Origin of the sequence: Sandarakinorhabdus sp., from assembly GCF_032115815.1 — a bacterium.
Taxonomy (GTDB): domain Bacteria; phylum Pseudomonadota; class Alphaproteobacteria; order Sphingomonadales; family Sphingomonadaceae; genus Sandarakinorhabdus.
In genome coordinates, this window is the sequence record NZ_JAUMBI010000233.1 from 1 (window position 1) to 8,493 (window position 8,493).

The window sequence follows — 8,493 nt, forward strand, 5'->3', positions numbered from 1 at the left end:
TGGAAGCCGCAGCTCAGGCCTATTTCGGCAAATCGGTCGATCAGCTTGATCTGGCGCAGATGGCGTTCATGGCCATATTGCCCAAGGCGCCTTCCACCTATGATCCCATTCGTCGCCGTGAACGCGCGCTGGGCCGGCGCGATTATGTGCTGCGCCAGATGGCGGCCAATGAATTCATCACTGAAGGCGAACGCGCCTCCGCCACCGCCAGCCCGCTGGATGCCATTCCCAATCGCTCCCTGCCGCGCCCACGCGACGATTATTTCATCGAGGATGTGCGCCGCACCCTGATCGCGCAATTTGGCGAGGCACAGGAAAACGGCCCCAACAGCGTCTATGGCGGCGGGCTCTGGATTCGCACTTCGCTCGATCCGCTAATGCAGGCCGCCGCCGAACAGGCGATGCGCGACGGCATGACCCGCTATGAAGCCGGCCGCCCATGGCGCGGGCCGGTAGCGCGGATCGAGATGGGTGATGGCTGGCCCGGCCGCCTTTCCGGCACACCGGTGGCGCTGGGCTATCGCCAATGGGCCAAGGCGGTGGTGCTGGCCAAGCAAGGCAACGACAGCAACATCGGGTTCACCGATGGCAGCAATGATACGCTGCCGGGCCGCAATGCCGCGCGGCCCTATCGCGGCTCCAACCGATCGGCCGCGCAGGTGCTGCGCCCCGGCGATGTGATCGCTGTTGCCCGCACGCCCGCCGGCTGGGCGCTGCGGCAGCCGCCGGAGATTTCGGGCGGGTTCGTGGCAGAGGAAGTTGCGACGGGCCGCGTGCGGGCCATGGTGGGCGGCTTCGATGCCCGCGCCCAGGCCTTCAACCGCGCCACCCAGGCCAATCGCCAGCCCGGATCGACGTTCAAACCGATCGTCTATGCCACCGCGATGGACAATGGCTTCACGCCCGCCAGCATCGTGGTCGATGGCAGCTATTGCGTGTTCCAGACGAAACTGCTGGGCACGAAATGCTTCAAGAATTTCAACAATATGCGCTCGGCCGGCCCGCAGACGCTGCGCTGGGGCCTCGAACAGTCGCGCAATCTGATGACGGTGCGCATCGCGGACGCCACCGGCATGGATCGCATCGTGACGCAGGCCATGGCGCTGGGCGTCGGTGAGTATCAGCCGGTGCTGTCGATTGCGCTGGGGGCGGGTGAAACCACGGTGATGAAGCTCACCAACGCTTATGCCCAGATCTTCAACCAGGGCCGCAAGCTGGAACCCGGCCTGATCGATTATGTGCAGGATCGTTCCGGCAAGGTGATCTGGCGGCGCGATAACCGCGGCTGCCCCGGCTGCAACGCGCCTGATTGGAACGGCGGGCCGATGCCGCGCCCGCAGGGCCGCATCGAACAGGTGATGGATGCGCGCACCGCCTATCAGATCCTGCACGTGATGGAGGGTGTCATCCAGCGCGGCACCGGCACGGCACTGCTGCCGCTGAACCGGCCGCTCGCCGGAAAGACCGGCACCACCAACGGCCCCAACGATGTGTGGTTCGTGGGCGGCACCCAGGAAATCGTGGCCGGCCTTTATCTTGGTTACGACCAGCCGCGAAGCTTGGGCAATTATGCCCAGGGCGGCACCACGGCGGCGCCGATTTGGCGGCAATGGGGGCAGGTGGCCCTGAAGGATTGGCCCACATTGCCATTCGCTATCCCACCCGGCGTGCGCATGGTCCGCATCGATCGGCGTTCGGGCAAGCGCGTGTTTGGCGTGTGGCCCGATCCCGGCTACAAACCTGTCGTGATCTGGGAGGCGTTCAAGCCCGACAGTGAGCCGCGCCGCATCAACCGCGCGGCCGATCTGTTCGACCGCCGCACACAAGGCCCGATCCGTTCGGATGCCGAATTCCTGGAATCCGAAGGCGGTATCTACTGACACGCCATCTTGCGCAGGCGCGCTTGTGCCTCTATCCCGCCGCTTCATTGTTTCACTGGAACATGTGATGAGAGCCGAAGCCGAAAATGCCACCCTCCAGATCAAGCAGGCGCTGGACCTGCTGAGGAGGTCTCTTTGACTGGGATCGCGCCCTTCGCCGTCTCGATGAACTGAACGCGCGGGTTGAAGACCCGAAGCTGTGGGACAATCCCAAGGCCGCCCAGGCGCTGATGACCGAGCGCCGCCGGCTGGATGAAGCCATCACCGCCACGCGCACCATCGAGCGTGATCTGGCCGACACGCGCGAGTTGATCGAACTCGCCGAAATGGAAGGTGACGAGGCGCTGGCCGATGACGGCGTGGCCGCCTTGCAGGCGCTGGCTGCCAAGGCGGAGACTGACAAGGTGGCCGCCTTGCTGTCGGGTGAGGCCGACAACAACGATACCTATATCGAAATCAACAGCGGCGCTGGCGGCACCGAAAGCCAGGATTGGGCCTCGATGCTGCTGCGCATGTATCAGCGCTGGGCCGAAAAACACGGCTACAAGGTTGAGTTGATGGACTTCAACTCGGGCGAAACCGCTGGCATCAAGAACGCCACCCTGCTGGTGAAGGGCGCCCAGGCCTATGGCTGGGCCAAGACCGAAAGCGGCGTCCACCGCTTGGTGCGTATCAGCCCTTACGACAGCGCGGCGCGGCGGCACACCAGCTTTGCCAGCGTGTGGGTGTATCCGCAGGTGGACGATGAAATCGACATCGATATCAAGGAATCCGATCTCAAGATCGATACCTACCGCGCCTCTGGTGCCGGCGGTCAGCACGTGAACACCACCGATTCCGCCGTGCGTATCACGCACGTGCCCACCGGCGTGATCGTCGCCTGCCAGAACGAGCGCAGCCAGCACAAGAACCGCGCCACCGCGATGAAGATGCTGAAGGCGCGGCTGTATGAACGTGAACTTGCCATCCGCGAGGCCGAAATCGCCAAGACCGAAGCCGGCAAGTCCGACATCGGCTGGGGCCACCAGATCCGTTCCTACGTGCTGCAGCCCTATCAGTTGGTGAAGGACCTGCGCACCGGCGTCACCTCCACCAGCCCAAGCGACGTGCTGGATGGCGATGTCGATCCGTTCATGGCGGCGGCGCTGTCACAGCGGATGACCGGTGAAGCCGTGGATGTGGAGGATGTGGACTAAAACTGCGCCTGATAGCGTGCCAGGCCGGCATCGAGATCAGCGATCAGATCGTCCGCATCTTCCAACCCGATTGAAAGCCGCACGATCGGGCCGGGCAGGGGAGTTTGGGTCGCAGTGCGGATGCGGTCGAGCTCAACAGGCAGCACCAACGATTCATAGCCGCCCCACGAAAAGCCGATGCCGAAATGCTGGAGGCCGTCGATCAGCGCCGCAGTGTGCGGCCGGCCGCCCCGTTTCAACACCATGGCAAAAAGCCCGGTTGAGCCTCTGAAATCACGCTTGAAAAGGGCATGATCGGGATGCGACGGCAGGGCCGGGTGCCATACCCTTTCCACCGCCGGGTGCGTCTCCAGCCAACGCGCGATCTTCAGGGCTGATTGTTCGTGGCGATCCAGCCGCAGTTCCAGCGTGCGCAGGCCGCGCAGCACCAGCGCGCAATCGTCGGCCGAAACGAAATGGCCGAGCCGATAGGCAGCCGCCTTCAGGTGGGGCCACAGCGACGGGGTGGCCGTCGCGCTGCCCATCATCACATCGCTGTGGCCGCCGACATATTTTGTCAGCGCCTGAATGCTGATGTCCACGCCAAGGGCCAGCGGTTGCAGGCGCAGCGGTGTCGCCCAGGTATTGTCAATCAACGTGGTGATTCCGCGCGTCCGGGCGACAGCGGTGATGGCCGGTACATCCTGGATCTCGAATGACAAGGAACCTGGTGATTCCAGAAGGATGGCCTTCGTCTCTTCAGAAATCACATCAGCGATGCCAGCCCCGCAGCGCGGATCATAATAACGTGTGGTAATGCCCAGTGGCCCCAGCAGTGCATCGGCGAATGTCCGGCTCGGCTCATAGGCACTGTCGGTCACCAGCAGCTCGTCACCGGCCTTCAGGCAGGCCATCAGGCTTGTTGTGATTGCGGCTACACCTGAGGGGAACAGCTTGGTGCCGGCCGCGCCGGGCTCCAGCTGGCTCAGCGCGTCTTCAAGCGCCCAATGGGTCTGGGTACCCCGGCGGCCGTAATAGAGCCCGGCATCGGGATCCTTCAGCGCACGATCAAGGTCGGCCAGATTATCAAAGAGGATGGTCGATGCCCGCGCCACGGGCGGATTGACCATGTCGACGGCATGATCGCGGCCGGCCTGGGCGAGCCTGGTGCCCGTACGCAACGCCGACAGGTCAGGCCGCGGCGGCCGGCGGGCGGTCACGCGCCCGTCACGACCGGATTATGCGGATTGGCGCCCCATTCGCTCCAGCTGCCATCATAGATGGCGACATTGGGCTTGCCTGCCAGCGCAGCGCCAAAGGCCACGACCGGCGCGGTGATGCCGGAACCGCAGGTGGCGACCAGCGGTTTATCCAGATCCAGCCCGGCGGCATCAAACAGCGCCCTGATCTCGGCCGCCGGCTTGTAGGTGCCATCTTCGTTGAACAGCGCCGAATAGGGGATGTTCTTCGAACCGGGGATATGGCCGGGGCGCACGCCGGGGCGCGGATCAGGCTCGGCACCGGTAAAGCGGCCAGCACCGCGCGCATCCACCACCTGTTCGGCCTTGGTACGCAGATTTTCGGTCATCTGGGCGGCGTCGCGCACCAGCGCCTTGTCGGCCCACACGGTGAAATGGCGGTGGCGGACGATGGGCTTGCCGCTTTCGACCTGACGGCCCTCGGCCTGCCACTTGGCAAAGCCGCCATCGAGGATTGCCACTTCGTGCGCGCCAAACAGGTTGAGCATCCACCACACGCGCGCCGCCGATTTCAACGGGCTGTTGTCGTAAACGACGATGCGGCTGCCATCGCCCAGGCCCAGTGCCTGGCAGCGCGAAGCGAATTTCTCGGCCGGCGGCAGCATGGTAGGCAGCAGGCTCGATGTGTCCGACACTTCCTCGATATCGAAGAACACGGCGCCGGGGATGTGTGCGGATTCGAATTCGGCGCGGGCATTGCGGCCCATGGCGGGCAGGAACAGGCTGGCATCAATGATACGCAGATCCGATTTGCCCATCTCTGCGGCAAGCCAGTCAGTGGACACCAGAAGGTTCATGCGGCACTCCCCACGCGTCATAATCTCGGGCGTTATGGGGCGTGACATAATTGCGCAGGCAGCGCATGTCACCCCCATAGTCGGCCATGATACGCGCTTTGTTACAACATGGAGAGATTAAGTGGTGGACGTGTTGCATTTGGGCCAGAGCAGCGCCCTGCCGGCCAATCCGGAAGCGGCGGTGCTGGATTATCCGCCAAACCCGCGGCCAGGTGCGATCTATCTGGTGCGCTTCACCTGCCCGGAATTCACTTCGCTGTGCCCGGTGACCGGCGCACCCGATTTCGCCCATATCGTGATAGAATACGTCCCGGACGAAAACATAGTTGAATCAAAAGCTTTGAAGCTTTTCCTCGGTGCTTTTCGCAATCATGCCGGCTTTCACGAAGATGTGACCGTGGGCATCGGCCAGCGCTTGGTGGCCGAGATGAAGCCCAAATGGCTGCGCATCGGCGGTTATTGGTATCCGCGCGGCGGCATCCCGATCGACGTGTTCTGGCAGTCCGGCCCGGTGCCTGAAGGCCTGTGGCTGCCCGATCAGGGTGTGCCGACCTATCGCGGTCGCGGCTGAGATTTCTTGGGAGGAATGACATGATTCGCACGGTTGTTGCGGCGTTGCTGCTTGCAGGCGCTGCCCAGGCCCAAACCGCTGATCAGCGACTGAAGGCTGTTTATGATGCGGAATGGCAGTGGCGCCTGACGCAGACCGGTCAGATTGAGGACGGTTTGGACACCAAGCCCGGCCCGCGATTGCCGTGCGTGACTCCTGCCTGCCAGACGGAGCGCCAACGGAAATGGCAGCAGGTGCTCGATCAGATCGCGGCCATTCCTGATGCCGAACTGTCGCCGACCGAACGACTCAACAAGGCGGTGCTGGCGGAATCGCTGCGTGCTGAAGTGGTGGGCATCAAATGGCGCACCTACGAGATGGCGATCAACAGTGATGTCAACGTGTGGAACTATCTGCCGGCTCAGGTACCCTTTCGCACAGTTCAGGAATATCGCAACTATATCAGCCGGATGCGCGACGTTCCGCGCTGGTTTGATGAGAATCAGGCCAACATGCGTGCCGGTATGAAGCGCGGCTTCACCCCGCCGGCGGTCACGATGAAGGGTCGCGACGCCACGCTGGCGAACCAGATCAAGCCGGGCAAGGACAGCCCCTTCTACACCCCGTTCACGGTGATGCCGACGTCAATCCCCGCGTTCGAGCAGGACCAACTGCGCGCCGAGGCCCGCGACGTCATCGATACGATCGTCAATCCGGCGCAGACGCGGATGCTCGGCTTTCTGCGTACCGAATATCTGCCGGGCCTGCGCGCCAGCACGGGCGCGCGCGATCTGCCCGATGGCGTGGCCTGGTATCGCGATCAGGTGAAGGAATTCACCACCACCGATCTCAGCCCCGAAAGCATCCACCAGATCGGTCTCAAGGAAGTGGCGCGCATTGATGCCGATCTGCGCGCCGCCATGGCGCAATCGGGTTTCAAAGGCGAATACAAGGATTTCCTTGTCTTTCTTCGCACAGATCCGCAATTTTATGCGCGCACGCCGGATGAGCTGCTCGGCTTCTCCTCCTATGTGATCAAGCGCATGGATGGGAAACTGAAGGACATTTTCACCACGCTGCCGCGCCACCGCTTCACGCTGCGGCCGGTGGCGGATGCGATTGCGCCCACCTACACCTCTGGTCGCGGCGGGCTCGATGCCTGCTACATGAACACCTATGATCTGAAATCGCGGCCGCTGTTCATGCTCACCGCGCTCACCCTGCACGAATGCGTGCCCGGCCACAGCCATCAGGGCGCCATGGCGCTGGAGGCACCCGCAGCGCCGCCCTTCCGCCGCCAGACCTATTTCTCCGGCTATGGCGAGGGCTGGGGCCTCTACACCGAATATCTCGGCCGTGAGCTTGGCATGTATCGCAATGCCTATGAGGAATTCGGTCGCGCCAGTTTCGAAAACTGGCGCGCCAGCCGGCTCGTTGTCGATACCGGCCTACACCTGATGGGCTGGAGCCGTGATCAGGCCATCGCCTATCTGGAAGAGCATACCGCGCTGGCCCGCCACGACATCGAGATCGAGGTCGATCGTTACATCAGCTGGCCAGGGCAGGCGCTGGCCTACAAGCTTGGCGAGATGAGCATCCGCAAGCTGCGCGCCGAAGCCGAGACGACGCTGGGTGCCGGCTTTGACCTGCGCCGCTTCCACGACACGCTGCTCGGCTTGGGATCGGTGCCGCTGCCGGTGATGGAAGCCGAAATGCGGGCATGGATGGCGCGGGAGAAGGTGCGACCGGCGGTGGCGCGCTGAAGCGTCAGGGAATCCCCGTCAGTTTGTGGGTCTGCAGGCTCAGCCGCCAGCGCGGGTGGGCGAGGCAGTAAGCGATGACGGCCTGGATATTCTCGGCCTGCGCCGGGCCGTCCATGGGCTGCAGGAAGAAATGCTGGAAATCGAGCTTCTCGAAACGTTCCGGCATGGCCTTGGGCTGCGGGTAAACCAGTTTCAGTTCGTTGCCTGCCGTGAGAATCAGCGGCGCATCGGCCTTGGGGGACACGCAGATCCAGTCGATGCCAGGTGGCGGCACCTGCGTGCCGTTGGTTTCGATCGCGATCTCGAAGCCGCGTTCATGCAGCGCGCCCACCAGCGGCGCATCGAGTTGCAGCAGCGGCTCGCCACCGGTGCAGACAACAAGGCGGTGTTCGGCAGTCTCGCCCCAGCAGGCGGCCACGGCATTGGCCAGCGCTCCTGCATCGGCAAACTTGCCGCCGCCCGGCCCATCGGTGCCAACGAAATCCGTATCGCAGAAAGTACACACGGCCTTGGCTCGATCAGCCTCGCGCCCGGTCCACAGATTGCAGCCGGCAAAGCGCAGGAATACCGCCCGCCGGCCGGTCTGCGCGCCTTCGCCCTGCAGGGTGAGGAACAGTTCCTTGACGGCGTAGCTCACAGCGCTGGATCGGGAACGCCCGCCTCGGCAAACCCCTTGGCGCGCAGGCGGCAAGAGTCGCACAGGCCGCACGGCGTGCCGGCCGGGGTGGGGTCATAGCAAGACCAGGTCAGGTGCAGCGGCGCGCCAACCGCTTGGCCGGCGGCAATGATGCCAGCCTTGTCCAGTTGCATCAGGGGCGTGTGGACCTTGAAGGCTTCGCCCTCCACCCCGGCCTTGGTGGCGGTGTTGGCCATGGCTTCGAAGGCGGCGATGAATTCCGGCCGGCAATCGGGATAGCCGCTGAAATCGAGCGCATTGACGCCGATGAACAGATCACGCGCGCCGGCCGCTTCCGCCCAGCCCAGCGCGACCGACAGGAATATGGTGTTGCGCGCCGGCACATAGGTGACCGGGATACCGGGCTCGACGCCGCCTTTCGGCACGTCGATA

At 63.8% G+C, this 8,493-nt stretch carries 8 protein-coding genes; 4 read left to right on the top strand and 4 right to left on the bottom strand.

Annotated features, from left to right (window positions below; translation table 11 throughout):
* Together RT662_RS13325 and prfB are read left to right on the top strand one after the other, a co-directional pair.
* A partial coding sequence (locus tag RT662_RS13325) for a penicillin-binding transpeptidase domain-containing protein (RefSeq protein ID WP_313671185.1) occupies nt 1–1,880 on the top strand: 1,880 nt, incomplete at its 5' end.
* Nucleotides 1,881–1,947: 67 nt separating this feature from the next.
* Nucleotides 1,948–3,076 (top strand): peptide chain release factor 2 gene (gene prfB, locus RT662_RS13330; protein ID WP_313671186.1). Its coding sequence is split into 2 segments (ribosomal slippage): nt 1,948–2,016 and nt 2,018–3,076, totalling 1,128 coding nucleotides; the frame shifts between segments, so codons are not numbered across the junction.
* On the opposite strand, the gene metC is transcribed toward prfB, so the two are convergent.
* Nucleotides 3,073–4,275 (bottom strand): cystathionine beta-lyase, encoded by a 1,203-nt coding sequence (metC, locus tag RT662_RS13335; RefSeq protein WP_409530172.1) that lies wholly within the window; start codon nt 4,273–4,275, stop codon nt 3,073–3,075. The two genes, prfB and metC, sit on opposite strands and share 4 nt — an antisense overlap.
* Nucleotides 4,272–5,111: a 3-mercaptopyruvate sulfurtransferase gene (gene sseA / locus RT662_RS13340; protein ID WP_313671187.1), complete on the bottom strand. Its 840-nt coding sequence runs from the start codon at nt 5,109–5,111 to the stop codon at nt 4,272–4,274. The genes metC and sseA overlap by 4 nt, the downstream gene beginning before the upstream one ends.
* 124 nt (nt 5,112–5,235) lie before the next feature.
* Here sseA and queF point away from each other — a divergent pair, with 124 nt between their 5' ends.
* Together queF and RT662_RS13350 are read left to right on the top strand one after the other, a co-directional pair.
* A complete protein-coding gene (queF, locus tag RT662_RS13345) occupies nt 5,236–5,682 on the top strand; it encodes a preQ(1) synthase (protein WP_313671188.1) in 447 nt (148 codons plus the stop codon).
* 20 nt (nt 5,683–5,702) lie between these two features.
* The gene (locus RT662_RS13350; RefSeq protein ID WP_313671189.1) at nt 5,703–7,424 is read left to right on the top strand and encodes a DUF885 family protein; all 1,722 of its coding nucleotides are present in this window, start codon (nt 5,703–5,705) and stop codon (nt 7,422–7,424) included.
* 4 nt (nt 7,425–7,428) lie between these two features.
* Here the strand turns inward: RT662_RS13350 and queE are convergent, their stop codons facing one another.
* A complete protein-coding gene (gene queE, locus RT662_RS13355; RefSeq protein ID WP_313671190.1) occupies nt 7,429–8,061 on the bottom strand; it encodes a 7-carboxy-7-deazaguanine synthase in 633 nt (210 codons plus the stop codon).
* Nucleotides 8,058–8,486, bottom strand: coding sequence for a 7-cyano-7-deazaguanine synthase (locus RT662_RS13360; RefSeq protein ID WP_409530173.1), 429 nt, complete (start codon nt 8,484–8,486; stop codon nt 8,058–8,060). Before RT662_RS13360 ends, queE begins: the two co-directional genes overlap by 4 nt.
* Between the last annotated feature and the right edge of the window lie 7 nt (nt 8,487–8,493).

Bases quoted from the DNA above. Each gene is read 5' to 3' on its own strand.
- sseA (WP_313671187.1), bottom strand. From the start codon at position 5,111: ATGAACCTTCTGGTGTCCACTGACTGGCTTGCCGCAGAGATGGGCAAA.
- RT662_RS13350 (WP_313671189.1), top strand. From the start codon at position 5,703: ATGATTCGCACGGTTGTTGCGGCGTTGCTGCTTGCAGGCGCTGCCCAG.